This is a genomic window from Acinetobacter lactucae (assembly GCF_013344765.1).
In the GTDB taxonomy this organism is placed as follows: Bacteria; Pseudomonadota; Gammaproteobacteria; order Pseudomonadales; family Moraxellaceae; genus Acinetobacter; species Acinetobacter lactucae_A.
On record NZ_JABVBF010000275.1, the window covers coordinates 1 to 2,294 of the forward strand.

General features: G+C 35.8%; 2 protein-coding genes. One reads left to right on the forward strand and one right to left on the reverse strand.

Features of this window, described 5'->3' with window-relative positions; translation table 11 throughout:
* Positions 1-192 precede the first annotated feature (192 nt).
* A complete protein-coding gene (locus HUN22_RS16580; RefSeq protein WP_174731682.1) occupies positions 193-1,044 on the reverse strand; it encodes a LysR family transcriptional regulator in 852 nt (283 codons plus the stop codon).
* Positions 1,045-1,137: 93 nt separating this feature from the next.
* On the opposite strand from HUN22_RS16580, the gene HUN22_RS16585 reads away from it, so the two are divergent.
* On the forward strand, positions 1,138-2,067 hold the full coding sequence (locus tag HUN22_RS16585; protein ID WP_217488213.1) for a DMT family transporter: 930 nt from the start codon (positions 1,138-1,140) through the stop codon (positions 2,065-2,067).
* Positions 2,068-2,294 lie beyond the last annotated feature (227 nt).

Consider the following 2,294-nt stretch of genomic DNA (forward strand, 5'->3'; position numbering starts at 1 on the left):
GTCTAGGAGCCTTGAGCATAGGCTGTGCAATTAGTAAGATTGATTTTTTTCTGTTTTTAATAGGTTTACTTTTTTTGCTATCTTTCATATTAGCCTTAAAACAAGCACGTGAAGATGCAGGTATCTTTCCTGATAATTAGATGAAACCAGTTTGATGTAACAATCTTTATCGATCTTGTTTAATAAATAAAATTATACGTTATAAGGCTCAAAGCAAGACATAAGAAAATCCAATACCACTCGTATAGCTGGGCTATGTCTTAAATCCTCGTGTGTTACTAACCAGATTTCAGCACTCATTGGATAATCATCTTGTAATCTAACCAAATTGCTAAAAGCTCCTAAAAAATCAGGTAAGACCGCTAACCCAACTTCTCCACATGCAGCTCTCCATTGCAACTCAGGATGGTTAGTAATCATTATTGGTTCTTTATGGTTTAATCTTTCTTTTAGCTTTTGCTGTTTTTGTCCATGCACTCCTCCTACTTCTACACTAATCCATTCATAATTTCCAGGTTCAGTTGAAGCCAAATAATTTGGACCTGCATATATTCCAAAAGGAATTTCACCTACTTTTCGAGCAACTAAATTTTCATCTTTAGGACGTCCAAACCTTACTGCAATATCAGCCTCACTATGCTGCAAAGAAACATAATGAACATCGCCAAGCACCCGCAACTTTAATTGAGGATAATCACGATAAAACTTACCCAGATGAGGCATGATGAGATGGGCCGCAGTTAGAGGGGGCATGCTAATAGAAACACTTCCCATGACTTCCTGCTGACCCGCCTGAATTAAACGTTCGATCGAAAAAGTTTCTTCCATCATCCGTGCAACCACTTGTGCAAGTCGTTCACCATCAGGAGTTAGAATGTAGGTGCGTGGTCTACGATCCACTAATTTAAGTTTTAAGTTTTGTTCTAGCTGAGCAATTCTTCTAGATACAGTTGCATGGTCTACGCCCAATTTCCGTGCAGCCGCAGACAGTGACTTTTCTTCGGTAAAAACTGAAAAGTAATGTAAATTTTCCCAATCAATCATTGTGCAAATTTTCACATTAGAAGTGTATTAATATTGAATTGTACACCTTTATATATTTACCGAAAATAAACCTTTCTTAATTGGAGCCTGCCCATGAACAGAACGGTGGCTTATGCCTATACTGGTGTTGTCCTAGCCATGTTTTTTTGGGGATCAGCATTTAATGCGATGTCTTATATTATTCAACATATGCCTCCGTTATCTGCTGCATCTGAACGGTTTTCAATTGCGAGTTTAAGTTTACTTATAATTTTCTCATTAACAGGTCAGCTTAGATGGACATCCTTAAAGCAGAATCTAGTGATCTATCTTCTTATTGGTATTATCGGAATTGCAGGCTTCAACATAGGCTGTTTTTACGGGTTACAAACAACATCAGCTGTTAATGGTGCTTTGATTATGGCAACCACCCCATTAATGACCCTGTTAATGACAATTATTTTAGATGGTGAAAAACTTACCACGAATAAATTCTTAGGCGTTTTATTTGGCTTAAGTGGCGTGTTACTGGTGATTAGTCAGGGGCATATAACAACTTTACTTCACCTAAAAATAGACATCGGAGATCTATTTATATTATTGGGTGCATTTGGATTTTGCCTAGCAAATGTACTATCTCGTCGTTATGTAAAAAATGCTACCCCACTAGAAACAACAACTTTTTCTATGATGTTTGGAGCAATAACATTGGGTTTATTGAGTATGACATTTGAAAATCCTCTTTCAGCCATCGCATCTGCACCAGTAAATGCACATTTAGCGATGGGATATGTCGTGATCTGCTCTACCATGATTGCTTATTTATTCTGGTTTAATGGCATACAAAAGTTAGGTGCTGGCCGTGCTTCTGTCTTTTTTAACTTTGTCCCTGTATTTAGTATGATAATTGCTCTACTTACTGGACATACGCTCAATAGCTGGCAATTGATAGGAACAGCTCTAGTGATGCTTGGTGTGATGAGTAGCGGTGGATTTTTTAAAATTAAAAGCACTCCACTTATGGCAAAACATTGTACCAAATAAGAAATATGCTGCTACATTAAAAATCTATACTTAATATGTAGCAGCATTTCAAGTATATAAATTATTTCTTTAAATTCTTATATTTTCAAAATATTTTTTACATTTGTGATGGTTTATACAAAAGCTCATCTTAATTATTCCGTTGTAACAAATACTGTATGTTTCTTTAAAACTTAATAAAAGATTGCCATATATAGTTTTAAAACAACCAAAGGAGATATTAAAAT